24 protein-coding genes, 1 tRNA gene and 1 pseudogene are annotated in these 22,494 nt (G+C 61.2%); 16 read left to right on the top strand and 10 right to left on the bottom strand.

The window, feature by feature from the left end; all coding sequences use genetic code 11:
• Positions 1–81: 81 nt before the first annotated feature.
• The gene (locus JFT85_RS12455) at positions 82–1,401 is read right to left on the bottom strand and encodes an OprD family porin (RefSeq protein ID WP_187601888.1); all 1,320 of its coding nucleotides are present in this window, start codon (positions 1,399–1,401) and stop codon (positions 82–84) included.
• 227 nt (positions 1,402–1,628) lie between these two features.
• On the opposite strand from JFT85_RS12455, the gene JFT85_RS12450 reads away from it, so the two are divergent.
• From JFT85_RS12450 to JFT85_RS12440, 4 genes and pseudogenes are all read left to right on the top strand, one after another.
• Positions 1,629–1,961, top strand: a complete 333-nt coding sequence (locus tag JFT85_RS12450; RefSeq protein WP_053254223.1) for a DUF2790 domain-containing protein — start codon at positions 1,629–1,631, stop codon at positions 1,959–1,961.
• Between the two features lie 63 nt (positions 1,962–2,024).
• Positions 2,025–2,843 (top strand): annotated as a pseudogene (locus JFT85_RS28710) (PAS domain-containing protein); the annotation flags it as partial.
• 108 nt (positions 2,844–2,951) lie between these two features.
• Positions 2,952–3,383, top strand: a complete 432-nt coding sequence (locus JFT85_RS28705) for a methyl-accepting chemotaxis protein (RefSeq protein ID WP_375232754.1) — start codon at positions 2,952–2,954, stop codon at positions 3,381–3,383.
• Positions 3,384–3,442: 59 nt separating this feature from the next.
• Positions 3,443–4,018, top strand: a complete 576-nt coding sequence (locus JFT85_RS12440; RefSeq protein ID WP_053254225.1) for a flavin reductase family protein — start codon at positions 3,443–3,445, stop codon at positions 4,016–4,018.
• A gap of 50 nt (positions 4,019–4,068) precedes the next feature.
• On the opposite strand, the gene JFT85_RS12435 is transcribed toward JFT85_RS12440, so the two are convergent.
• A complete protein-coding gene (locus JFT85_RS12435) occupies positions 4,069–4,878 on the bottom strand; it encodes an AraC family transcriptional regulator (protein WP_053254226.1) in 810 nt (269 codons plus the stop codon).
• Positions 4,879–5,083: 205 nt separating this feature from the next.
• Here JFT85_RS12435 and JFT85_RS12430 point away from each other — a divergent pair, with 205 nt between their 5' ends.
• Genes JFT85_RS12430 through ddlA form a run of 4 tightly spaced genes read left to right on the top strand, consistent with a single transcriptional unit; the run spans position 5,084 to position 7,681 of the window.
• On the top strand, positions 5,084–5,647 hold the full coding sequence (locus JFT85_RS12430; protein ID WP_053254227.1) for a DUF2975 domain-containing protein: 564 nt from the start codon (positions 5,084–5,086) through the stop codon (positions 5,645–5,647).
• 7 nt (positions 5,648–5,654) lie between these two features.
• A complete protein-coding gene (locus JFT85_RS12425; RefSeq protein ID WP_053254228.1) occupies positions 5,655–5,879 on the top strand; it encodes a helix-turn-helix domain-containing protein in 225 nt (74 codons plus the stop codon).
• Between the two features lie 24 nt (positions 5,880–5,903).
• Positions 5,904–6,542, top strand: coding sequence for a LysE family transporter (locus JFT85_RS12420; RefSeq protein WP_053254229.1), 639 nt, complete (start codon positions 5,904–5,906; stop codon positions 6,540–6,542).
• 44 nt (positions 6,543–6,586) lie between these two features.
• Positions 6,587–7,681: a D-alanine--D-alanine ligase gene (gene ddlA, locus JFT85_RS12415; protein ID WP_073637340.1), complete on the top strand. Its 1,095-nt coding sequence runs from the start codon at positions 6,587–6,589 to the stop codon at positions 7,679–7,681.
• A 22-nt stretch (positions 7,682–7,703) separates the two neighbouring features.
• Here the strand turns inward: ddlA and pgeF are convergent, their stop codons facing one another.
• The 8 genes from pgeF to JFT85_RS12375 form a co-directional block, all read right to left on the bottom strand.
• Complete coding sequence (pgeF, locus tag JFT85_RS12410; RefSeq protein WP_187601886.1) at positions 7,704–8,426, bottom strand: peptidoglycan editing factor PgeF; 723 nt, start codon at positions 8,424–8,426, stop codon at positions 7,704–7,706.
• A gap of 25 nt (positions 8,427–8,451) precedes the next feature.
• Entirely contained in the window at positions 8,452–10,281 is a 1,830-nt protein-coding gene (gene ggt, locus JFT85_RS12405) for a gamma-glutamyltransferase (protein WP_201229925.1), read from the bottom strand.
• A 37-nt stretch (positions 10,282–10,318) separates the two neighbouring features.
• Positions 10,319–11,098 (bottom strand): PhzF family phenazine biosynthesis protein, encoded by a 780-nt coding sequence (locus JFT85_RS12400; protein WP_073637338.1) that lies wholly within the window; start codon positions 11,096–11,098, stop codon positions 10,319–10,321.
• Positions 11,099–11,218: 120 nt separating this feature from the next.
• Positions 11,219–12,052 carry an EamA family transporter gene (locus tag JFT85_RS12395; RefSeq protein WP_201229923.1) on the bottom strand — a complete coding sequence of 278 codons (834 nt, stop codon included), beginning with the start codon at positions 12,050–12,052 and terminating at the stop codon, positions 11,219–11,221.
• Positions 12,049–12,615, bottom strand: coding sequence for a GNAT family N-acetyltransferase (locus JFT85_RS12390; protein ID WP_053254235.1), 567 nt, complete (start codon positions 12,613–12,615; stop codon positions 12,049–12,051). Before JFT85_RS12390 ends, JFT85_RS12395 begins: the two co-directional genes overlap by 4 nt.
• A gap of 94 nt (positions 12,616–12,709) precedes the next feature.
• Positions 12,710–12,786, bottom strand: a tRNA-Met gene (locus JFT85_RS12385).
• A 114-nt stretch (positions 12,787–12,900) separates the two neighbouring features.
• On the bottom strand, positions 12,901–13,158 hold the full coding sequence (locus tag JFT85_RS12380; RefSeq protein ID WP_201229921.1) for a hypothetical protein: 258 nt from the start codon (positions 13,156–13,158) through the stop codon (positions 12,901–12,903).
• A 514-nt stretch (positions 13,159–13,672) separates the two neighbouring features.
• Positions 13,673–14,224: an RNA polymerase sigma factor gene (locus tag JFT85_RS12375; RefSeq protein ID WP_053254236.1), complete on the bottom strand. Its 552-nt coding sequence runs from the start codon at positions 14,222–14,224 to the stop codon at positions 13,673–13,675.
• A 262-nt stretch (positions 14,225–14,486) separates the two neighbouring features.
• Between JFT85_RS12375 and sctW the strand changes: the two genes are divergently transcribed.
• Genes sctW through sctR form a run of 8 tightly spaced genes read left to right on the top strand, consistent with a single transcriptional unit; the run spans position 14,487 to position 22,487 of the window.
• On the top strand, positions 14,487–15,560 hold the full coding sequence (sctW, locus tag JFT85_RS12370) for a type III secretion system gatekeeper subunit SctW (RefSeq protein WP_053254237.1): 1,074 nt from the start codon (positions 14,487–14,489) through the stop codon (positions 15,558–15,560).
• Positions 15,557–17,650, top strand: a complete 2,094-nt coding sequence (gene sctV / locus JFT85_RS12365) for a type III secretion system export apparatus subunit SctV (protein WP_201229919.1) — start codon at positions 15,557–15,559, stop codon at positions 17,648–17,650. The genes sctW and sctV overlap by 4 nt, the downstream gene beginning before the upstream one ends.
• A gap of 37 nt (positions 17,651–17,687) precedes the next feature.
• Positions 17,688–18,587, top strand: a complete 900-nt coding sequence (locus JFT85_RS12360) for an FHA domain-containing protein (RefSeq protein WP_169875913.1) — start codon at positions 17,688–17,690, stop codon at positions 18,585–18,587.
• A complete protein-coding gene (locus JFT85_RS12355) occupies positions 18,584–19,942 on the top strand; it encodes a FliI/YscN family ATPase (protein ID WP_053254239.1) in 1,359 nt (452 codons plus the stop codon). The genes JFT85_RS12360 and JFT85_RS12355 overlap by 4 nt, the downstream gene beginning before the upstream one ends.
• Positions 19,929–20,372: a type III secretion system stalk subunit SctO gene (sctO, locus tag JFT85_RS12350; protein WP_053254240.1), complete on the top strand. Its 444-nt coding sequence runs from the start codon at positions 19,929–19,931 to the stop codon at positions 20,370–20,372. The genes JFT85_RS12355 and sctO overlap by 14 nt, the downstream gene beginning before the upstream one ends.
• Positions 20,369–20,827 (top strand): type III secretion system HrpP C-terminal domain-containing protein, encoded by a 459-nt coding sequence (locus JFT85_RS12345; protein ID WP_053254241.1) that lies wholly within the window; start codon positions 20,369–20,371, stop codon positions 20,825–20,827. The genes sctO and JFT85_RS12345 overlap by 4 nt, the downstream gene beginning before the upstream one ends.
• Positions 20,824–21,837: a FliM/FliN family flagellar motor switch protein gene (locus tag JFT85_RS12340; protein WP_069551941.1), complete on the top strand. Its 1,014-nt coding sequence runs from the start codon at positions 20,824–20,826 to the stop codon at positions 21,835–21,837. The genes JFT85_RS12345 and JFT85_RS12340 overlap by 4 nt, the downstream gene beginning before the upstream one ends.
• Entirely contained in the window at positions 21,834–22,487 is a 654-nt protein-coding gene (gene sctR, locus JFT85_RS12335) for a type III secretion system export apparatus subunit SctR (RefSeq protein WP_053254243.1), read from the top strand. Before JFT85_RS12340 ends, sctR begins: the two co-directional genes overlap by 4 nt.
• Positions 22,488–22,494: the final 7 nt, after the last annotated feature.

Below are 22,494 nucleotides of genomic sequence, written 5' to 3'. Positions count from 1 at the left end.
AGCTGAACGCAATGTTACAGTTTTGATAGTTATCTATTTGTGAGCAGATGTTAGTTAATGGCGAACGAATGTAAGCGCAGGTCAAAGTGCTACTAGCGGGTATTCGGCAATCAAGCGCACTTCCTCCAGGTCTGATTCGAAAGCGCTGGAGCGCACGGTGGCCTGGCGTAACCGCAATGACAAATCCTTCAGGCTGCCACTTTGCACCACGTACCTGGCCTCGACGTCCCGCTCCCAGCGACGCTGATCCGTCAGCGGATTGCCCGCCGCATCGCGGCGCATGTACACCGCGTTGGCATGGCTGTAATCGGCGCCGGTGCCTTTGCCGTAGCGGGTCATGAACGACAGGCCGGGAATGCCGAACGCCTGCATGTCGAGGTCGTAGCGCAGCATCCACGAGCGCTCCTTGGGCGAGTTGAAGTCGCTGTACTGGATCGAGTTGTTGAGGAAGATCGAGTCCGATTGGCGCAGGTAATCGAAGTCGTCGTCGCCGTTGTTGCGCTGGTGCGACACGGCCACGCTGTGGGCGCCGGCCCTCACCCCGAGCCTGGCGCTCCAGATGTTGTTATCGAATTCGCCCAGCAGCTTTTTACCCTCGTCGACGGCTTTGTAATAGTTGACGTCGCCGAACAAAGAGACGGTGTCGGTCAGCGGGTAAGTGGCGGCACTGCCCACGTAATACTGATCCCAGGCGTCTTTCAGGCGGCTGCTGTAGAGGCTGACACTGAGGTGTTTATTGACGGTGTAGTCGCCGCCGACGTAACCGATCCAGGGGGCATCGACCTTGCCCGCGTAGAACGTCGCAAAGCCTTTGTTCATGCCACTTTCACTTGGCTGGCTCATGCCGCTCAGGCGCCCGCCCTGCAGGTTCAGGCCTTCAAGGCTGGTGTTTTGCGCGGTGACACCGCTAAAGCTTTGCGGCAACAGGCGTGAGTCGCCGGCGGCCACCACCGGCGTGGCGGGGAACACGTCACCGGCCTTGAAGACCGTGTCGAGCACGCGCACTTTCGCGGCGCCGCCGAATTTGCTGTAGCCGCTTTCGGGGTGGTTATTGCTGTCCACCGGCAGCATGCCGAACGAACCCTTGCCGCCGCTGCGGCCGGTGCCGGAGTCGAGTTTCAGGCCGTACATGGCAAACGCATCCAGGCCAAACCCCACGGTGCCTTGGGTAAAGCCGGATTCGAACTTGCCGATCAAGCCCTGCGCCCAGGCTTCGGAATAACCGTTGCCGGTGGGGCTGGACTGGCCCTTGCGGTCGTCGCGGTTGAAGTAAAAATTGCGCGCCAGCACGTTCACGCTGCTGCCTTCGATAAAACCTTCAGGCTTGTCCTCCACCGCCACGGCTGCCAGGGGCAGTGCGGCCAGCAATGAAAAGGGAAGGGTGTAGTAAGCAATAGTCATGTTTCGCTCCTCGGTGTTGGCAGTGTTCAGCTTCTTATAGGCAGTGGGCGTTCTTATTGATCTGGCCCGGGCTGATAGTTGCAAACAGCGGATAACGACTTCATTGCGTGAACATTACAATCCTGGAAAGTCACGGCTACCTAACAAATAAGTAATGGTTTGGTGAACCTCGCGTCAGGGTTGCTTCATTACGCTTGTCACTGAACTTCTTAGACGAGGAACCCGTAATGAACTTTTATAAAATTGGCCTGGGTGTATTCACTGCAATCCTGTCGTTCAGTGCAGTGGCCGAAGGCGGTGGTGATCGCACCTTTGCCCTGATGATGGAACGCAATGAGAAAGCCATGGCGGCTTACGCCGCAAAAAAGGGGCTGCCGGCACCCGAGGTACAGGCCTACCGCTATGGTATGACGCTGGACATCGCCAACGTGGTCAACGTCACCCCACCGATCCGTTCGTGCAATCCGGTGCCGTCGCGCATGACCTATGAAGACTCCAGCGGCAAGCTCAATACCCTTGAATACCAAGTGATGGGCATCTGCCGGAATAATGGTGGTTAATCGCGCCAGAAAAACAGGTGGGCGAAGGGCTAAAAAGCACTTCAGAAAATCCCGGCAGCGCCGATGCAGGTCAGATTCATCTCCTCAAATGATCATCGGTGCCCCATGTTCAACACCCGTTTGAAGCAGGAGCTGTCAGCTCTTCGCGAAGAGTTGTCGAGCTTGCAACAGGTCAAGGAGAGCCTGGAAAGTGAAATGCTGTGCCTGACGCTGGATGCCGAAGGCCGGGTGGAGTGGGCAAATGCCAACTTCCTGCAGGAACTGGCGTACCAGGCCACCAACATCCTGGGGCGCCACATTGATGATCTGGTGCCGGCACACGTGCGCCAGGACGAATTCCAGCTGCGTTTCAAGCATGCCCTGCTGCGTGGCGAACACTTCGCTGGCACCGTGCGGCTGATGCGCGGCAATGGCAAGGAGGCGTGGTTGCGCTCGATCCTGCAACCCGTGCGCAGCTCGGATGGGCGTATCAAGCATTATTCGATTTACTCAAGCGACCTCACCCGCACCATCGAGGCCTCGCGCGAGCATGAAAACCTGATCACCGCGCTGGTGCGTTCCACCGCGGTCATCGAGTTCGACCTCGGTGGGCATGTGCTGACGGCCAATGACCGGTTCCTCGGCGGCATGGGTTACAGCCTGGCGCAGATTCAGGGCAAGCATCACCGGATGTTCTGCGAACCGGAGGAATACAACAGCGCCGAGTACCAGAACTTCTGGAAACGTTTGAATGCCGGTGAGTTTGTCGCGGCGCGTTTCAAGCGCGTCGACAGCCATGGGCGTGTGGTCTGGCTGGAAGCTACCTATAACCCGGTGTTGGATGCCAATGATCGCCTGTACAAAGTGGTCAAGTTCGCCACGGTGATTACCGACCAGGTCAACCAGGAACAGGCCGTGGCCGAGGCCGCCAATATTGCCTACAGCACCTCGCTGCAAACCGACAACAGTGCCCAGCGTGGCACCACGGTGGTGACGCAGGCGGTGGATGTGATGCGAGATTTGGCCAGGCACATGCAGCAGGCCGGTGATGGCATTGAGGCGCTCAACGCCCAGTCGCAAGTGATCGGTACCATCGTCAAGACCATCAGCGGCATTGCCGAACAGACCAACCTGCTGGCGCTGAATGCGGCCATCGAAGCGGCACGCGCGGGTGAGCAGGGCCGTGGTTTTGCGGTGGTTGCCGATGAGGTTCGCCAATTGGCGTCGCGCACCAGCAAGGCCACCGAGGAAATTGTCGGTGTGGTGCGTCAGAACCAGGACATGGCTCGCGATGCGGTGTCGCTGATGACCGAGGGGCGTCTGCAGGCCGAGCAAGGTCTGGCGCTGGCGTCTGAGGCCGGCACCGTGATTGTGGAAATCCAGGATGGCGCGCAAAAGGTGGTGAGCGCGGTCGGGCAGTTCGCCAATCAGCTGTCGAGCTGACCGTCGGGCTTGTGCTTGAGGTATCGTAGGTTTTTTCTTGCTTGAAGAGCCGACCCTCCATGAGCCCTACTCACCGTCGTCCTGTTCCGCTGTCCAAGGCCTATCGCTTGCTCAACCACGGGCCGACCGTGTTGGTGAGCGCGGCCCACGACGGCCGACGCAATATCATGGCCGCTGCCTGGGCCATGCCCCTGGACTTTGAACCGCCGAAAGTCGCGGTGGTGCTCGACAAAGCCACCTGGACCCGGTCATTGCTGGAAGGCGCCGGCACCTTTGTACTTCAGGTGCCCTGCGTGGCGCAGGCCGATCTGGTGCAGACGGTCGGCAACACCACGGGCGCCGACACGGACAAATTCGCCGCCTACGGCCTGCAAACCTTCCACGGTGAACACACCGATGCGCCGCTGCTGGAGGGCTGCGTAGCGTGGTTGGAATGTCGCCTGTTGCCCGAGCCTCACACCCAGCAGACCTACGATTTATTCCTCGGCGAAGTGGTCGCGGCGTATGCCGACGAACGCGTGTTCAGCGAAGGGCACTGGCACTTCGAAGGGCATGACGCATTGCGCACCTTGCACCATATCGCGGGCGGCAATTTCCTGAGCATCGGCGAGCCGGTTGTCGGGCGCCAGCTGTAAGCCTTGCCTTCCTGCGCCCGCTGATTAACTGCGCACTTGCGCGCCGTTAATCAGCGCCCGAGCATCTTTACCCATCGCGACGGTGGCATGCCGTAGGTGCTGCGAAATTGCCGCGTCATGTGGCTCTGGTCGGTGAAACCGGCGGTCAGTGCTGCATCCACCAACGATTGGCCCTGAGCCAGCAGGCTGCGCACCAAGTCCAACCGTCGCATGGTCAGGTAGCGGTAGGGGCTGGTGCCGAACAGCACGCGAAAATCGCGCGACAATGCCCAGCGGTCACGGCCGCAGTGGTCGGCCATTTCATCCAAGGTGATGCTGCGGCCCAAGGCGCCGTGGATAAATTCCCGGGCACGCTCGGCGGCCACGTAATCGAAGGATTTACGACTGACGATCACGCCCGACGCAGCGCTCAGCGCCTGGGCCAGGTCGTACAGCGCGTCCTGTTCCTGCATCGGGTCAATCGGGCAGTCCAGGCTTTGCAGCAACACTTCGCTGGCGCGGAACAGCCTTGGGTCAGTTGACAGTCCGTTGTGGATAAACGGTAACGGCCGGCCGCCAAGGATCTGCTGGATCAGCGCCGGCTCCACATAAATCATGCGGTACTTGAAGCCTTCTACACTGCTGGCGCGGCCGTCATGGGTTTCGTCGGGGTGAATCACCATGGTCGTACCGGGCAGGCTGTGGGTCATGCAGCCGCGATAATGAAAACTTTGCACGCCAAACAACGTGCGCCCGATGGCGTAGGTGTCATGGCGATGCGGGTCGAACGCGAAGCCGGCAAAGTACGCCTCGATACGGTCCAGGCCGCTGGCGTGCGGGGCGCGGTGCAACCAGTCGAGTGCGGAGGTGGGGTGGCCCATGGTGGCTTGTCACAAATTGAGGTGGAAACACGGTAACCCAGTCTGGCGTGGGTTGTCTGGCGGGGTCTTGAACGATTGTGCGTGCTGGCGGTAGCGCTGGGGCAGTGTGTTTTTTAGCCAACACACTGCAATTCATTAAAAAATGATTGTTTTACGATAATTTATCTATTATTTTTGCGTCCTCTTTCACCCATTGAGGTTGCTTATGAATACCCAACGTCTGGCCCAGCTCAGTCAGCGCATGTCGCTGCTTACCCTTCTGCTGATTGTCGTCATGCTGGTGCTCAATACCTGTGTATGGCTGTTCCCGGTACTGAGTTCTTCTGCCGATGGCCTGGGGTTTGGCTTTGCCTTGAGTGACCGTCTGATCCAGGCGCGCGCCGTGCAAGTCGCGCTGCTGCCCTGGTGGCAAATTCTGGGCGCTATTGTGCTTTCCAGCATCCCGCTGCTGGCCCTTGGTGGGGGCTTGAACCATCTTCGTCTATTGTTCCAGAACTACGCCCGTGGCGAGTATTTCTCCCGTGCGGCGGCGCAGCACTTGGGCAAGGTGGGGCGGGCGGTAGCGGTGTGGGTGCTGCTGGACTTTTTATGCGAGCCGTTGCTCAGTGTCTGGGTCACGATGAATGAGCCGGTCGGTCAGCGGTTTATCACGCTGAGTGTCACCGCGCCGAGCTTCGTCGCCTTGTTTCTGGCTGCCTGTATCGCGGTAATCGCGCGTATCCTGTGGCAAGCCAGTGAAGTGGATTCTGAAAACCGCACTTTTGTTTGAGATCGACATGCCCATTGTGATTGAACTGGACGTTATGCTTGCCCGGCGCAAGGTCAAATCCAAAGACCTGGCCGCCGCTATCGGGATTACCGAACAGAACCTGTCGTTGCTCAAACAAGGCAAGGTCAAGGGGATACGGCTGGGTACGCTGGATGCGATCTGCACCTACCTGGACTGTCAGCCCGGCGACCTGTTGGTGCACACACCGGAGCCGGCGGCCGAGCCGGCTTAACTCCATGGGAAGAGGGATCGTCCAATGCAACTGCTCGACTTACCGTATGCCACGCCGTTACTGGCGCTGGGGCTGCTGTGGACGGTCGCGGTGGTGACGCCGGGGCCGAACTTTTTCAACACCGCCCAACTGGCGGCAAGTTGCTCGCGTCGGCATGGCGTGGTGGCCTCGGCCGGGGTGGCGACGGGCACGGTGATATGGGGGCTGGCGGGCGGCTTGGGCATCAAGTCGCTGTTCACCGCCGCGCCCATGCTCTATCTGGCGTTCAAGCTTATCGGCGGCTGTTACCTGATCTATCTGGGGCTGAAACTGTTCAAGCGTTCGGCGCCCTCGATGAGCCAGACGCTATTGCCTGCCGAACCCCGGCGCTCGCTGTTTTCCGCCTGGCGCTTCGGCTTGCTGGGCAACTTGTCCAACCCCAAGGCCGCGTTGTTTGTCACCACGGCCTTCGCCTCGACCATGCCTCCCTCACCATCGCCCACGTTGTTGGCCCTGGCGGTAATCACCATGGCCACGTTGTCATTCAGCTGGTACACCAGCGTGGCCCTGGTGTTTTCCAGTGAGCGAATGGCCAACGCCTATGGCCGTTCGCGCAAGTGGCTCGACCGGTTTGCCGGTGGTTGCTATGTGCTGTTTGGCGCACATCTGGTAGCGAATCGCTGACGGCTCATGGTAAGAAGCCTTACTTTCAACAGTGAGGCCGAGTCATGAGCAAGGTGCGGGTAGGTATTATTTTTGGTGGCCGTTCGGCCGAGCACGAGGTCTCGCTGCAATCGGCGCGCAATATCGTCGATGCGCTGGACCGCTCGCGTTTCGAGCCCATCCTGATCGGCATCGACAAGGCCGGCCACTGGCACCTCAACGACACCTCAAACTTCCTGATCAACCAGGAAAACCCGGCCTTGATCGCCCTGAACCAATCCAATCGTGAACTGGCGGTGGTGCCCGGCAAGGCCAGTCAGCAAGTGGTGGAAACGTCCGGTCAGGGGTTGCTGGAACACATCGACGTGATCTTCCCGATCGTCCACGGCACCCTTGGCGAAGACGGCTGCCTGCAAGGCCTGTTGCGCATGGCCGACCTGCCGTTTGTGGGCTCCGACGTACTCGGCTCGGCGGTGTGCATGGACAAGGACATCAGCAAACGCCTGCTGCGCGATGCCGGCATTGCCGTCACCCCGTTCATTACCCTGACCCGTCGCAACGCGGCGCGCACGTCCTTTGATACGGCCGTGAGCACGCTCGGTTTGCCGATGTTCGTCAAACCCGCCAACCAGGGGTCTTCGGTCGGTGTGAGTAAAGTCGGCAACGAAGCGCAGTACCACGCCGCCGTCGAACTGGCCTTGGGTTTTGATGAAAAAGTGCTGGTGGAGTCCGCCGTCCAGGGCCGCGAAATCGAATGCGCCGTGCTGGGCAATGACAACCCGATCGCCAGCGGCTGCGGCGAGATCGTGGTGAGCAACGGGTTTTATTCCTACGACAGCAAATACATCGACGGCCAGGCCGCCCAAGTGGTGGTGCCGGCCGATATCAGCCCTGAAGCCAGCGAGCGCATTCGCCACCTGGCCATCGAAGCGTTTGAGGTATTGGGCTGCGCCGGGTTGGCGCGGGTCGACGTGTTTCTCACCGGTGAAGGTGAAGTGCTGATCAACGAAATCAACTCACTGCCCGGCTTCACCCGCATCAGCATGTACCCCAAGCTGTGGCAGGCGGCGGGGATGAGTTACAGCGACTTGGTGAGCCGGTTGATCGAGTTGGCGCTGGAACGGCACGCGGGGCGTAAGGGGTTGAAGATCAGCCGGTGAGTGTTCAAGGGCCGCGTGTGCTTCAGGGGCTACGAGCGATCCACGAATAGATCAACGTCTTTGCCTCTTGCGGGTGATGAGTTCGGCGGCGGTAGCTGGCGAAGGTGGGGGAGCTGCAATAAGTGCACACCTCACTGACGTCGATCTGCTCACGCTTAACCCCTGCCGCCTGCAACAGCATCACCCCATAGCCGCTCAAGTCAAACCAGGCACTGCCCGCCTGCCTCGCGTAGGGCGGCGCAATCTGCGGGGCCAGCAACGGCGCCGGTTGCTCGACGTGCCACGGTGCCTGAGCGGCATGCCACACGTGAGCCTGGTCCGCCTGAAACTGCGCAATAAACCCCGCGCTCACTTCATAACAGCAGGGCTTGATCGATGGCCCGATAGCCACCTGCAACTGCTCCACAGCAAAACCTTGCGCGGCAAACTGCTGCACGGCATTGGCGATAATCCCGCCTTGCAACCCCTTCCAGCCACCATGCACGGCCGCCACCATCGCGCCGTCTGTGGTCGTCATCAGAATGGGCAGGCAATCAGCGGTAATCACGGCGATCGGCGGCTGCTCGCGCGTGAACACGCCATCCGCCTCGACGGTATTGGCCACCTGACCCGCCTGCCATTCAATCACCGACGCACTGTGCACCTGCTTGCAGATGAACACGTCATCCGGGCGCAGGGGCTCATTGATCGAACAAAAACCGTGTTCGACGCCGGGGATGGCGTCGAGATTATCTGCCTGGTGCACCGCGTGCGCTCCCTTGAATAAAGACTCAGTCGCCGACCGCTTCGCCTTCACGCCGCGGGTCTGCGCCGCCGCTGAGCGACAGCTTGCCGTGGGCATCCCGCGTACGAACGATGGCCTGGATACCGCTGGTCATATCGATCTCGCTCAACGCATGGCCCTTGTCCTTGAGTGCCTGTTTCAATGCCGGGCTGAACAGACCTTGCTCCAGTTCTGTCGCACCGTTGCGGCTACCGAAGTTAGGCAGGCTGATGGCGGCTTGCGGGTCGAGGTTCCAATCGAGCATTGCCACCAGGGATTTGCTCACGTACTCGATGATCTGCGAGCCACCCGGTGAACCCACCGTGGCCAGCAACTCGCCGCTCTTGCGGTCGAACACCAAAGTGGGCGCCATGGCCGAGCGTGGGCGCTTGCCGGGCTCGACGCGGTTGGCCACCGGTTGGCCGTTTTCTTCGGGGATGAACGAGAAGTCGGTCATCTGGTTGTTCAGCAAGAAGCCCTGGACCATCACGTGGGCGCCGAACGCCGCTTCCACCGTGGTGGTCATCGACACGGCGCCGCCCTGGTCATCCACCGCGACCACTTGCGAAGTGGAGATGCGCAGCGGCGAGCGGTCCGGCGCGTAGGCCACCTGGATGCCCGCAGGCTGGCCCGGTTTAGCGATGCCCATGCTGCGTGCGCCGATCAGCGCGGCGCGTTTGGCCAGGTAGTCGGGAGCGACGAGGCCGGCGACCGGCACCGCTACGAAGTCGCTGTCGGCCACGTACAGCCCGCGGTCGGCGAAGGCCAGGCGGCCCGCTTCGGCGATCAGATGCACGGCTTCGGGCGTGGGCTCAAGGCCGGCAGGCGAGGCACTCTTGACCGGTTTCATGGGGGCGATGGCCAGGCGTGGGTCGCGGGCTTCCACGGCCTGCAGCGTGCCGAGGATCTGCGCCACCGCAATCCCGCCTGACGACGGCGGTGGCATGCCGCACACTTGATATTGCTTGTAGTCGGTGCACAGCGGCGTGCGTTCCTTGGCGGTGTAAGCCTTGAGGTCCGCTTGCGACAGGCTGCCCGCATTGCGGTTGCCCTGAACCTTGCGCGCGATCTCGTCGGCAATCGGCCCGTGGTACAGCGCGTCCGGTCCTTCCTTGGCGATACGTTTGAACACGGCGGCCAGCGCTGGGTTCTTGAGCAGCGTGCCGGTGGCTTTAGGCGTGCCATCGGCATTCAGAAAATAGGCCGCCATGTCGGGTGATTGCGGGATGAAACGGTCGGCGGCGATCAACGCGTGCAAGCGTGGAGAAATCGCGAAGCCTTGCTCCGACAGACGAATAGCGGGCTCAAACAGCTTGGCCCATTGCAAGTGCCCGGTCTTCTTGTGCGCCATCTCCAGGGCGCGCAAGACTCCGGGTGTACCGACCGAGCGCCCGCCAATCTGCGCGTCGGTAAACGCCATCGGCGTGCCGTCGGGCTTCAGGAACAAGCGCTCAGTTGCACCGGCCGGTGCCGTTTCGCGGCCGTCATACGCGTGCACGGTTTTTCCGTCCCAGAGCATGATGAACGCGCCGCCGCCGATGCCGGATGACTGCGGTTCCACCAGGGTCAACACGGCCTGCATCGCAATCGCCGCATCAATCGCCGACCCGCCCTGGCGCAGCATCTCGCGCCCGGCTTCGGCCGCCAGTGGGTTGGCGGCGGCGGCCATATGGCGCTCGGCGTGGCGGGGGGTGAGGTCGGTGCGATAACCCGAACCCAACTCCGGTGCCGGCGGCTGTTCATTGACCGGGGTGTGACAGCCAGCCAGGGCGAGGGCTGCGGCAATCATCGACAGTTGACGGCGGGAAATCGAAAACACGCGTTGAACTCCGTTCATTTTGAGAATGATCTGTTGTCCTTGGGGGAAGTGCTTTTTACAGGTAAATCGTGCCTTGCAGGTAGAGCGCTGCGTGGCCGGAGATAATCACCCGGTCGCCTTTGAGCTCACAACGCAGCTGCCCACGGCGCTTGCCGCCCTGTTCGGCGGTCAATAGCGACTTGCCCAAACGTTCGGCCCAGAACGGTGCCAGCGAGGTGTGGGCAGAGCCGGTGACCGGGTCTTCGTTGACGCCTACGTTGGGGCCAAACCAGCGGGAAATGAAATCAAAGCGCGTACTGCTGGCCGTCACCGCAATCCCGCGTTTGGGCAGGCCCTTGAGGCGTGCGAAGTCCGGCGTCAGGGCGGCGACCTGGGCTTCGTCGTCGACTAGAACTATGTAGTCATCGGTGGCAAATACTTGCGCGTGCTCAAGCCCCAATGCGCTCAACAGGCCGGCGGGCGGTTCGCAGCGTTGGGGCTGTTTGGCCGGGAAATCCATTGCCAGCTCATCGCCATTGCGCGTCACGCGAAGCTCGCCGCTGCGGGTGGCAAAGCGCAACACTTCAGGCGCGCCCGGCAACTGGTGAATCAACACCCACGCGGCCGCCAGCGTGGCATGGCCGCACAGGTCGACTTCAACTTCCGGCGTAAACCAGCGCAACTCATACACCTCGCCACGCGGCACGAAAAACGCGGTTTCCGAGAGGTTGTTCTCGGCGGCGATGTTGTGCAATTGCTCGGTGGGCAGCCACTCGGTGAGTGGGCAGACGGCCGCCGGGTTGCCGCCAAAGGCCTGTTGGCTGAAAGCATCGACTTGGTAGATGTCCAATTTCATCGCAGGCGCTCCATGTGAGGGGAGGCTGGACACTAGCAGTGGGGTTACGGCAGCGTCAAAGTACAGATGGCGCCTTTTTTTCAGCGCATGAACCCTGCACGGTCCAGGGATCAACCGCGCTCAACCCAGGCGCAACAGCATCGCCCCGGCGGCAATGATGCACGCGGCAACGCTGCGAACGCGCGTGAGAGGCTCTTTGAGCACCCAGGCTGAAATCACCACGCCGAACAGGATCGACGTTTCTCGCAGTGCCGAAACCGTGGCGATCGGTGCCTGGGTCATTGCCCACAGGGCCAGGCCGTATGACGCCACGGTGCCCATACCGCCAACGACGCCCAGCCGCCAATAACGCGCGACGTAGCCACAAAACACGGCACGCCGTGTCACTAACGCCCACGCGGCAAGCGGGATGCCGGTGAGCAGGAAAATCCACAGGGTGTAAGCCGCCGGCGCGCCGGATTTGCGCACGCCCAAACCATCAATCAGGGTGTAACCGGCAATCACACCGGCGTTGATCAGCGCCAGAACCAAGCCCTTTCTGTGCCCTGCCGAAGGCGCGGCCGCCATGCTCAAAATGCCGAGTGAGATTATGGCGATCCCCAACCATGCGCACGCCGACAGCGGTTCAGACAGCACAAACATACTCACCGTTGCCACCAGCAGCGGCGCGGTGCCGCGCATGATCGGATAAGTCTGGCTCATATCGGCAATGCGGTACGTTGAGGCGACCAGCACGAAATACAGCACCTGGAACAGCACCGATGCGCCGATAAACGGCCAGCTCTCAGGTGCCGGCAGCACCAGAAACGGAACCGCCGCCAACGCGATCAACGAGGCGACGGAGGCGATCATGCAGGTGGTCAACAGCGTGTCGACGCCGCCTTTGACCACAGCGTTCCAGCTGGCATGCAGTGCGGCACCCAGCATGATAATCGCGAAGACGGTGAGGCTCATGCGTCGCCGTGTGCGCTGTTGATCAGCGACGTCAACACGTGGTCGGCCCACTCGCCGTTAATCTTGAGATAGGCCCGCGCTGCGCCCTCTCGCTCGAACCCGAGCCGTTTGAGCACGAGCGCACTGCGTTCATTCTCGGGCCGGTAGTTGGCCATGATGCGATGAAGCTTCATCTCGTCGAACACATAGGCAATCGCCGCGCTCAGTGCTTCGTGCATCAACCCCTGGCCCTGAGCCGACTCGTCGAGTGCATAACCCAGATGGCACGCTTGGAATGCGCCACGCACGATGGTGGTGAAGTTACAGCTGCCGATGATCTGCCCGTCGCGCAGCATCAGCAGATGCAACGCTTCGCCGCAGGCGGTTTTCTCGGCCATGGTTGCCAGGCGTTGGCTGATCGCACCCAGTTCGAAATATTCATCGTCGCGCGAGGGCTCCCAGGGTTGGAGGAACGCGCGGTTGGCCACGAGGTGCGCGTGCAGGGCGCTCGCGTGAGAGGGGTGAGCCGCTTGCAGCAATAGCCGCTCGGTGGTGATGCCGTGGGTGGGGAACTGAGGGTTCACGTATCGCCTCCTTGGGGTTGGGGCGAGTATGCCTCAGGGCTTTTCTGGAGGCATAAAAAAACGGCCTACCTTTCGGTAAGCCGTTTTTAGTACTTGGTGGCTACACAGGGACTTGAACCCCGGACCCCAGCATTATGAATGCTATGCTCTAACCAACTGAGCTATGTAGCCAAGTGGCGCGCATTATTCGCGTAGAACGGGAATGCGTCAAGCACTTTTGTTGAAATTTTTTCTACGCTTTCAACCGTTTAACCAGAATTGCCGGTTCTGGCGACGAGTGGCCTGTCATTCGTACGCCTGCGAGGCCGTGCGCGGGTGCAGGCTTTCAATCGAGCGGTCGATCACGGTCTTGGCCATTTCGAGCAAGTGCCATACGGCGTTGATCCTGGCGCGGTCGTGGGGTGGCAGGTGGTCACCGCAGTCGAGGACGGTGGCGCTGGCGCTGTGGATCAGGTGGGAAAGGTAGAGCTGGGCGTCTTCGAAGCTGAGGTTTTCGTTGACGACGAGGCAGTCTGCGGGTGGGTCGGGGAGTGCTTTGGTCATGGTGTAACTCCTATTGAACTGGGGGCTGCCACCAACGCTGCTAAACGATAGGTGGCGGCCGTGCGCGGGTTAGCAGACCGGTCAATAGGAAAACCAGCGCATCCGAAGATGCCCCACGCACAGCCACCATAAACGGAGACGTGAACCGTGCGTCTATTGAACCAGGCTGCTAAACCCGATCACTGTACTCAGTGACGGATTGAAGACTAGCCAGTGGTTTCAACAGGCACAAGGCGCCCGGGATTGTCTAGGAAACGTCCTGCAATTTAAAGAGACTTACCCTGCTGGCCCTTTACAAGCGATGTCGTTAACGCCCTCGTAGGGTAGATGCTCAGGAGCAGGCACCGGGCAATAGGGGGATGATTACCAGGGTGTGCTTCGGGCAGAGGCTTGATGTTGGCGGGATCATTGCGGTGCGGCGCGGGCCGCTGGTGGTCTGGTTGTTACGTACGCAAAAGGTCTGAATTCGGTTGGGCAGATATCCCTGCTGCCCAACGCTTGCCCCCAGGGCTGCTTACGGGTGCAGCGGGTTGTGCGTGACGCGTTTGAGGTGTTCACGCGCCCGTGACAGGCGTGAGCGAACGGTACCGATGGGGATGTCCAACACGTCGGCAGTGTCCTGATAGCTGCCGTCGGTTTCCAGCGAGGCGTACAACGTCCTGCGCATTTCTGCCGGCAGATGGTCGATGGCGCTCAGGGTTTTCTCCAGTCGGCGGTTGACCTCGAATTCCCAATCCAGGTTGTTGTTTTCCTCTTGTCCATGCCACAGCGACTCATCGAATTCGCAATGCACCGGTTTGGCATACATCCGCCGGAAATGGTTGCGGATCAGGTTCTGCGCAATGCCGCACATCCAGGTGCTGAGGGTGGCCTGACCACTGAAGCGCTCGCGGTTGCGCCAGGCTTCCAGGTACGTCAGTTGCAGGATGTCATCTGCATCTTCGGGGTTGAGTACGCGTTTATGAATAAAACGCCGGAGTTTCTTCTGCTGGTCGTCCGTCAGTTGGAGCATGAATTGAGGCGAGCCGCCAACGAGCTGCGCTAAAGCTTCAATAGGGATATTCACGATTTTTTCCTCAGGGTAGACGCTATCGAAATAATTTCGACGGGAACCCCTTTAGCACTGGCTGTGCCAAGCGTAAAAATCATGCAACTTGCTGATTTATTTATATAAATATTTTGAAATGCAGCGGTTTTGCGCAGCTATTTGCAAAAGACCTGCTCACGTCGCGCGGGTTTTTTCAAAAAAACGCGACGGGGGATTTCGATGGAACCGTATGGCACGGGCTTGCCACATAGGGACACAAACTTCCTGTCCTGGCACGCCCATGAAAGTCGAATTCAACCATGATCTGCACAAAGTCCAGAGCCTGGACCTGCCTGCACCTGAGAAGGCCGCCCAAGCCCGAGCGCACGTCGCCGCGCCCGGTGTCGATGAGCTTGCCAGCATTTTCAGCCAGGAAGTGGCGCTCACCAGTAAGGCACTGAACCAGCGCGCGATGGGCGTGCGTGTCACCCCTACCGAACAGCTTGCGCAACTCTATGATCAGTTGGGGCACCCGGCTCAGACGAGCCTGGCAGCCCTGACTCGCCAAGTCAGGCAGCACTTGCAGCAGTCGCCCAGTGTTGAAAAGTTGTTGGACCTCACGGGGGGCGACCCGGCGCGTACGTATGTGGTGCTGCGCCAGATTACGGCCCAGGCAGAAGCCGAGGTGCGCAAGACGGAAGCCGCGCTGGCACGTGATGCCCTGGCCAAACTGGAAATTCGCTACAAGCGGGAAATCCAGGCGGCCCTCAATATTGCGATGGCGTTGCAGGCCAACAGTGATGATCCGCAGGAGCGTCAGGCGGTACGTGCGCTGTATTACGCCAATGTGGTGGTGCGCCAGTCGCTGGCCAGCATGATGCAGGCGTTGTTGGGCCTGTACGGCGGTGAGCAGTTCTCTGGTGGGCTCAACATCATGCGCCGGGCCTTGGCTGACGATATTGCGGCCTGCGCCTCGTCGGTTCCGACGGCCAAGTTGCGCACGCTGCTGCTGGGCCTGCAAAGCTGCGGTCAATTGGGGGGCGTGCTGTCCAGTTGTCGCACGTTGATCCAGCGTCTGAAGGTTGAACACGACGCCGTCATCCTGTTGCAGCGCCTGTTGGGGTACGCCGGTAATGGCATCGCCCCGTCCGAGGTCCAGCGGCTGGCGGATGAGTTGGCGGGCAGCGAATCGGCCCACCAACTGGCCTCGCTCAATGCGGTCTACCCGGTGCTCAAAACGTTGCCCATGGCGTTGTGGCGCGATACGCGGGGGCGCCAGGAGGGCCTGCACAACTTTTTGCTGGTGATGGATGAGTTCACCCGCCTGGAGAACAGCCAGGCTCGGCTTGGCAGTGATCCGAGGGCATTGGCGTGACCGTCCTGGCGACGCTTAACCGCTGGATGCTCAAGGCCGCACAACGTGCCGAAGTCCTTGGCGCGGTGGTGGTGTTGGCCATCGTGTTCATTTTTATCGTGCCATTGCCCACCTGGCTGGTGGATATCCTCATTGCACTGAACATCTGCATTTCCTGCCTGTTGATTGTGCTGGCGCTCTACCTGCCGGGTCCGTTGGCGTTTTCTTCGTTTCCGTCGATCCTGCTGTTGACCACCATGTTTCGCCTGGCCCTGTCGATTGCGACCACGCGCCTGATCCTGCTGGAACAGGACGCTGGCGATATCGTCGAGGCATTCGGCAATTTTGTGGTGGGCGGCAATCTGGCGGTGGGGTTGGTGATCTTCATGATCCTCACCCTGGTCAACTTCCTGGTGATTACCAAGGGGTCGGAGCGGGTTGCCGAAGTGGCGGCGCGGTTCAGTCTGGACGCGATGCCCGGCAAACAGATGTCCATCGACAGCGATTTGCGTGCGGGGTTGATCGACGGCGTGCAGGCGCGCGACAAGCGTGACCAGTTGTCCCGCGAGAGCCAGCTGTTCGGGGCCATGGACGGGGCCATGAAGTTCGTCAAGGGCGATGCCATCGCCGGCTTGGTGATCGTGTTGATCAACCTGCTGGGCGGCTTCTCCACCGGCATGTTCCAGCACGGCATGAGCGCCGCCGACTCGATCGCCTTGTATTCGGTGCTGACCATCGGCGACGGTCTGATCGCGCAGATTCCCGCGCTGCTGATCTCCCTGACCGCCGGCATGATCATCACCCGCGTGGCCCCCGATGGACGCAAGGGCATCACCAACATGGGCGCTGAAATTGCCCGCCAGATGACCAGCGAACCCAAGAGCTGGATGATCGCTTCGGTCGGAATGCTCGCCTTTTCGGCGTTGCCCGGCATGCCCACGCTGGTGTTCATCCTGATTGCACTGATCACCGGCTGCCTGGGTTTTTACCTGATGCGCCTGCGTCAACACCAGGAGCAGGAAGCGGCCGGTGCCACCGTCGAGATGGCGCCGGAAGAGAACGGGCTTGTGGACTTGCGGGGGTTCGATCCCTCGCGGCCCTATCTCTTGCAGTTTCCGCCCGTGCTGCGTGGCACAGACGTGGTGGTAGAGCTCATGCACGAGATTCGCAAAGCGCGTAACGGCATCGTCGCCAGGATTGGCTTGACCCTGCCGCCGTTTGAGGTCGAGTTCGACGCCTCCCTGGCCGACGATGAAATGCGTTTTTGCGTGCATGAAGTGCCAATGGTCAAAGCCACCCAAGGCCAGCGAGTGGCGGTCGCGCGCTCGACATTCGAAGACGAACCGGGCAACGGCATCCCGGGGCTGCTCGAGCGTGAGGAGCAGGATTGGGTGTGGCTGGCCGCCGATCATCCGCTGCTTGACGATCCGCAGCTTGAGCGCTTCAGCGCCTTGAGCTTGATCATTGAGCGCATGACTCAATCGATGATGCTCAGTGGGCCGCAGTTTCTCGGGATCCAGGAGAGCAAGTCGATCCTCGGCTGGCTTGAAAGCAATCAGCCCGAGCTGGTTCAGGAGCTGCAGCGCATCATGCCGTTGTCGCGTTTTTCGGCGGTGCTGCAGCGCCTGGCCAGCGAAGGGGTGCCGCTGCGCGCGGTGCGGCTGATTGTCGAATCGTTGATCGAGTATGGCCAGCACGAGCGTGAGCCGGAGGCCTTGGCTGACTACGCGCGCATTGCGCTCAAATCGCAGATTTTTCACCAGTACAGTGAGACCGACGGTTTGCATGCCTGGCTGCTGGCGCCGCAGACCGAGAACATCTTGCGTGAGGCGTTGCGCCAGACGCAGACCGGGGTGTTTTTTGCGCTCGACAATGACAGCAGCGCGGCGCTGGTCAGCTTGCTCAACCAGGCCTTTACCCTGCGGCCAAAAACGAAAAGCGTGATGCTGGTGGCGCAGGATCTGCGTAGCCCTTTGCGCACGCTGTTGCTCGAAGAATTCAACCATGTGCCGGTGCTGTCGTTCGCCGAATTGGGCAGCACCTCCAAGGTAAAAGTGCTGGGGCGTTTCGATCTTGGCCAGGACGTGTTGATGCACGGGGCGTTGGCATGAATACGGGGTTGCTGTCATTACCGGGAAGGGCTCGATGATGTTCGAGCTGCGTGTGTTGGATGGTTTGCATCAGGGCGCCGCGCTGCCCTTGTTCGGTGAGCAATGGAGTATCGGTGCGCATGCCGACGCCGACCTTTTGCTCAACGATGCCGGGATTGCCGAGTATCACGCACGGTTGCGGCTGGTCGGTTCACGTTGGTCGGTGCAGGCAGAAGCGGGGCTGCTTCAAGGGCCCGATGGCCTGGTCCAGGCGCAGATCGCCAACCTTGCACTCGGCAGCGCTTTTTCAATGGGCACCATTCGTTTGTGTGTCACGCCGGCCGACCATCCCTGGCCCCAGGCGGCTGCCCCCCAGCCTGTACCCGTGGCGCCCGATCACGAGGCCGCGTTGACGCTGACGTTGTCTTCCCTCTCGCCGTCGCGGCAGAAGCACTTGATCAGCCTGGTGCTGGTGCTTGCCGTGATCTTCGTGGCGGTCGGTATCGCCTCCACGGGAGACCGCGATGCACAGGCGTCATTGATGCCGGCGCTGGAGCAAAAACGTGAGCTTGCCTCGCCTTTCGAGGTGCGTCAGCAACTGCTGAAAATGCTCGGCGAGCGTGAATTGGGCCCGAAGGTCAACTTGCTGGTGATCAATGGCCAGATTGTGCTGGACGGCGAAGTCGCCCAGGACGACGTGGAATTGGTGACCCGCATGCTCAGCCGGTTTGGCGAGCAGTTTGATACCGCCGTGCCGGTGTTGAGCCGTGTGCGGGTCAGCGACGGCACGCTGCCTTTCAAGATTTTGCAGATCGTTGGCGGGCCCAACGGCCATGTGGTCCTGGAGCAAGGTGAGCGCCTCTTTGTGGGTGACGAAGTGGACGGGTTGCGCTTGGTGCTGATTGATAACAACAAGGTGGTTTTCGATGGAGCACAACGTTATGAGGTGCGCTGGTGAACGATAGCCTGCAAGAGCGTCTGGACGCCTGGCAGCAGCGTCAGTCCCAGGCATTGACGCGCTTTGCGCCCGTCATCCAGCGCGGTCGCATCCAACGCGTCAACGGCATGCTGTTGCAGTGCCGGTTGCCCGAGGCGCGCATCGGTGATTTGTGCCGGGTCGAGAAGTCACTGGGTGACGACATGCTCGCCGAAATCATCGGTTTTGATCAGCAGGACGCGGTGCTCAGTGCCCTCGGTAATCTCGAAGGTGTACGGGTGGGCGCCGGCGTGGAGCGTCTGGGCGTGCCGCACCGGGTACGCGTCGGTGATGACTTGCTGGGCCAGGTGTTGGATGGTTTTGGTCGGCCGATTGCGGGCGAGGGGCCCAGTGCGTTTGTCGAAACCGCCAGCGGTGATGCGAGCCCGGTGTTGTGTGAGGCGCCGTTGCCCACGGAGCGCCCACGCATCAACCGGGCGTTGGCCACCGGCGTGCGCTCGATCGATGGGTTGCTGACCTTGGGCGAGGGCCAGCGCGTTGGTTTGTTTGCGGGTGCGGGGTGCGGCAAGACGACCTTGTTGGCCGAAATCGCGCGCAACGTGGATTGCGATGTGATTGTGTTCGGTTTGATCGGCGAACGGGGCCGCGAGCTGCGCGAGTTTCTCGATCATGAGTTGGACGACGCGTTGCGGGCCAAGGCGGTGCTGGTCTGCGCCACGTCCGACCGTTCCAGTATGGAGCGCGCCCGGGCCGCCTTTACGGCGACGGCGCTGGCCGAAGGGTTTCGGCGCAAGGGCAAGCGTGTGCTGCTGTTGATCGACTCCTTGACGCGTTTTGCCCGGGCCCAGCGCGAAATCGGTTTGGCCGCGGGTGAGCCGCTGGGCCGTGGTGGTTTGCCGCCTTCGGTCTACAGCCTGCTGCCACGTCTGGTCGAGCGCGCCGGGCTGACCCGCGACGGCGTGATCACGGCGATCTACACGGTGCTGATCGAGCAGGACTCCATGAGCGACCCGGTGGCGGACGAGGTTCGTTCGCTGCTGGACGGCCATATTGTGCTGTCACGCAAGCTGGCTGAGCGCGGCCATTATCCGGCAGTCGATGTGCTGGCCAGCCTTTCACGAATACTCAGCAACGTCGCTGAGCCTGGGCACATTCAAGCCGGTACGGCGTTGCGGCGCCTGCTGTCGGCGTATCAGCAGATCGAACTGATGCTCAAGTTGGGTGAGTACCAGCCAGGCAGCGATGCACTGACCGACATGGCGGTGGACAGCCGCCAGGCCGTCGATGGTTTTTTGCGTCAGGACTTGCGTGAGCCCACGCCTGTGGCGATGACCCTGGAGCAACTGACGGAGCTGACCGCGTATGTCCCATTCTGATTCGCACCCTGCTGACCCGATGCTCGGCGAAATCGAGACCCTGCGACGTTTGCGCAGGCACCGCGCAGACCGTGCCGAACGCGCGTTGCGTGAGGCGAAAAGAACCCAGCAGGCCTTGTTGGCAAACATCCGCCAGGCAAAGGACACCCTTGAACAAACCCGTCTGGATGAGGCTGCGCAAAGTGCGCAAATGCTTAGCGAGCACCAAGGGCAGGTGCTGACCTTTCAGGCACTGAAAGCCTGGAGCGCCCAGGAGCAGACATTGTCCGCCAGCACCCGGCGCGAAGAAGGCCAATTGCATGAGCTGCAAGGCCAGCGGGAGCGGCAGGAAATTGAAATCGGCAGTGCCCAGAAGCAGGTGACCTTAAGCCTGCGCCAAGTCGAAAAACTTCAGGAATTGTCCATTTTGCTGGCTCAGGAGCCGACATGACCAAGGTGTCTACCAGCCCGCCCAAACGCCCACGCCCGCGTGCCCCGCGCAACGACCTCGCGCCGGGTAATGCCCTGGTGGTGCCGTGGGAACAGGTCCGCCTGTTTACCCAGCTGTTTGACCATGGCGGTGACGGGAGCGGTGGCGGCGCTTCGCTGGCGGGGCGCAAGGCTTGCACCCAGGTGGCGATGATCGAAGCGTTGACCGAACAATTGGCGCCGCGTGTTGTGGGCGCCTCGCAGTGGCCGCTGGTGGCGGTCCTGTACTTGCCGCGCCTGGGGCGGATCAACGCGAGTGTGCGCCGTGAGCCGGGCGCGTGGAGCATTGAACTGGCGGCGGAGGAAGCCTCCACCGCGCACTGGCTGGGCGGCGTACGGCAACGCTTTCAGGATGGCCTTGAGCAGAGCGTGGGCGTGCCGGTGAGCTTGAGCCTGGCCAGTGTGGGCCCGGCATGATGGCCGCGTTGCTGAACCTGCCCACGGTCATGGCTGACGCGGTGGCTGCACGGCGTCGGATGGGGCATGGCTTGCGTATGCCGTTTCAGGTTGCCGAGCAGAGCGGTGAGCTGCTGCTTGAGCCCGGGCCGGCGCCGGCGGGCATCCAGCCGTTGTGCTTCGAGACAGCCTGCGGGGTGCTGGCGTTCGGTGAGCCCGGGCCGTTGTTCAGCCTGATGGGCGAGTGCCCGGTGACGCTGGCGCAGTCGGGTAACGATCCGGATTCATGGTTTTGGGAGCTGTTCCAGCACCACCTCAGCACCCAGGTACGCGGGTTGTTGGGTTACCTGCGCTTGCGCGTGAGTGAGGCCCCTTCGGACTTTGGTTGCCGCCTCACGGTGACCTTGGGCGCGTCCAGGGTTGTGGGCTATCTGTGGCTGGCCCCGGAGAGTTTTCTCGCCGTGTGCGAAGCGGGGCCCTGGCAGCCTGTCGCCCAGCCGCTACCGGCGTCGTTTCAAGTGGCTGTTGCGGTGCTACTGGGGCGCCTGCAGTTGCCCATTACCCAAGTCAGCAGCCTGCGCGCGGGCGATGTGGTGTTGCTTGAGCAGGGTTTTTTTCAAGCCCAGGGCGACGGCTACGTGCAGGTCGGCAGGCAACGCCTGCATGGGCGTATTGATGATGAGTCCGGGCCCTTGTGCCTGACCCTAACTTCTATTGAGGACATGTTTGTGGACGAGGATTTTGCAGCGCAGCACTACCTTGGGCAGGAGGACGACACGCCGGTGGAGGATGTCTTCGGCAACGAGCCGTTCGATGAATTGAGCATGGCCCTGAACGTGCGCTGCGGGACGCTGAACCTGACCCTCGGCGAGTTGCGCAATCTGGCTCCCGGCGCGGTGTTGGGGCTCTGCGGGTATGCACCGGGCATGGCCGGGCTCTATTACGGCGACCGGCCTATCGGCCAGGGCCAGTTGGTCGAAGTGGACGGGCGGCTCGGTCTGCAACTAACGCGAGTGATGGTGTCCCGATGAGCTTTCAGGGGGTAGACCCTCTCGTACTCGCGCTGTTTCTTGCGGCATTGTCGTTGATGCCGATGTTGTTGATCGTGTGCACGGCGTTTTTGAAGATCGTGATCGTGCTGATGATCACGCGCAACGCCATCGGTGTGCAGCAAGTGCCGCCGAGCATGGCTATCAACGGCATCGCGTTGGCCGCAACGCTTTTTATCATGGCGCCGGTGGGGTATGAGATCGCCGAGGCCGTCAAGGTCACACCGTTGAACCTGAGCAACGTGCAGACGCTGCAGCAGACCGGGCTTGAAGCGGTTAAGCCGTTGCGGGCATTCATGCTGCGCAACGTTGACCCGGATGTGCTCACGCACTTGCTGGAAAACACCGCGCGCATGTGGCCGGCGCAGATGGCGCAGGACGTCCAGCGCGAGGACTTGATCCTGCTGGTGCCGGCATTTGTGCTGTCGCAGTTGCAGGCGGGGTTCGAGATCGGGTTTTTAATCTATATCCCGTTCATCGTGATCGACCTGATTGTCTCCAACCTGCTCCTGGCATTGGGCATGCAAATGGTCTCGCCCATGACCATTTCCCTGCCGCTCAAATTGCTGTTGTTTGTGCTCGTCTCCGGATGGTCGCGGTTGCTCGACAGCCTTTTCCTTTCTTACCTCTGAGCCCTCT

This window comes from Pseudomonas sp. TH04 (assembly GCF_016651355.1).
Taxonomy (GTDB): domain Bacteria; phylum Pseudomonadota; class Gammaproteobacteria; order Pseudomonadales; family Pseudomonadaceae; genus Aquipseudomonas; species Aquipseudomonas fluorescens.
Note: the sequence above shows the minus strand (reverse complement) of the source record. Positions and strands in the feature narration are given on the sequence as shown.

Excerpts from the sequence above, each read along its gene's own strand:
- JFT85_RS12455 (WP_187601888.1), bottom strand. The coding sequence starts at position 1,401 with ATGACTATTGCTTACTACACCCTTCCCTTTTCATTGCTGGCCGCACTG.
- JFT85_RS12450 (WP_053254223.1), top strand. The coding sequence starts at position 1,629 with ATGAACTTTTATAAAATTGGCCTGGGTGTATTCACTGCAATCCTGTCG.
- JFT85_RS28705 (WP_375232754.1), top strand. The coding sequence starts at position 2,952 with ATGCGAGATTTGGCCAGGCACATGCAGCAGGCCGGTGATGGCATTGAG.
- JFT85_RS12440 (WP_053254225.1), top strand. The coding sequence starts at position 3,443 with ATGAGCCCTACTCACCGTCGTCCTGTTCCGCTGTCCAAGGCCTATCGC.
- JFT85_RS12435 (WP_053254226.1), bottom strand. The coding sequence starts at position 4,878 with ATGGGCCACCCCACCTCCGCACTCGACTGGTTGCACCGCGCCCCGCAC.
- JFT85_RS12430 (WP_053254227.1), top strand. The coding sequence starts at position 5,084 with ATGAATACCCAACGTCTGGCCCAGCTCAGTCAGCGCATGTCGCTGCTT.
- JFT85_RS12425 (WP_053254228.1), top strand. The coding sequence starts at position 5,655 with ATGCCCATTGTGATTGAACTGGACGTTATGCTTGCCCGGCGCAAGGTC.
- JFT85_RS12420 (WP_053254229.1), top strand. The coding sequence starts at position 5,904 with ATGCAACTGCTCGACTTACCGTATGCCACGCCGTTACTGGCGCTGGGG.
- ddlA (WP_073637340.1), top strand. The coding sequence starts at position 6,587 with ATGAGCAAGGTGCGGGTAGGTATTATTTTTGGTGGCCGTTCGGCCGAG.
- ggt (WP_201229925.1), bottom strand. The coding sequence starts at position 10,281 with ATGAACGGAGTTCAACGCGTGTTTTCGATTTCCCGCCGTCAACTGTCG.
- JFT85_RS12400 (WP_073637338.1), bottom strand. The coding sequence starts at position 11,098 with ATGAAATTGGACATCTACCAAGTCGATGCTTTCAGCCAACAGGCCTTT.
- JFT85_RS12395 (WP_201229923.1), bottom strand. The coding sequence starts at position 12,052 with ATGAGCCTCACCGTCTTCGCGATTATCATGCTGGGTGCCGCACTGCAT.
- JFT85_RS12380 (WP_201229921.1), bottom strand. The coding sequence starts at position 13,158 with ATGACCAAAGCACTCCCCGACCCACCCGCAGACTGCCTCGTCGTCAAC.
- sctW (WP_053254237.1), top strand. The coding sequence starts at position 14,487 with ATGAAAGTCGAATTCAACCATGATCTGCACAAAGTCCAGAGCCTGGAC.
- JFT85_RS12360 (WP_169875913.1), top strand. The coding sequence starts at position 17,688 with ATGTTCGAGCTGCGTGTGTTGGATGGTTTGCATCAGGGCGCCGCGCTG.
- sctO (WP_053254240.1), top strand. The coding sequence starts at position 19,929 with ATGTCCCATTCTGATTCGCACCCTGCTGACCCGATGCTCGGCGAAATC.
- JFT85_RS12345 (WP_053254241.1), top strand. The coding sequence starts at position 20,369 with ATGACCAAGGTGTCTACCAGCCCGCCCAAACGCCCACGCCCGCGTGCC.
- JFT85_RS12340 (WP_069551941.1), top strand. The coding sequence starts at position 20,824 with ATGATGGCCGCGTTGCTGAACCTGCCCACGGTCATGGCTGACGCGGTG.
- sctR (WP_053254243.1), top strand. The coding sequence starts at position 21,834 with ATGAGCTTTCAGGGGGTAGACCCTCTCGTACTCGCGCTGTTTCTTGCG.